This window comes from Lactococcus petauri (assembly GCF_002154895.1).
Lineage (GTDB): Bacteria > Bacillota > Bacilli > Lactobacillales > Streptococcaceae > Lactococcus > Lactococcus petauri.
Genome location: NZ_MUIZ01000055.1, coordinates 1 through 236 on the forward strand (window position 1 = coordinate 1; position 236 = coordinate 236).

Sequence of the window (236 nt, forward strand, 5' to 3'; positions counted from 1 at the left end):
GATGCACTGTCTGATGTGCTTGTAGATTCACTCATTGATTCTGATTTTGAATCAGACGCTGAGCTTGATGCACTGTCTGATGTGCTCATTGATTCTGATTTTGAATCGGACATTGATGTTGATGCACTGTCTGATGTGCTTGTAGAATCACTCATTGATTCTGATTTTGAATCAGATGCTGAGTTTGATGCGCTATCCGAGGTACTTGTGGATTCACTGGATGCACTGTCTGATGT

At 41.5% G+C, this 236-nt stretch carries 1 pseudogene; it reads left to right on the forward strand.

Annotated features, from left to right (window positions below):
* Positions 1-236 (forward strand): annotated as a pseudogene (locus BZZ03_RS12125) (MSCRAMM family adhesin SdrC); the annotation flags it as partial.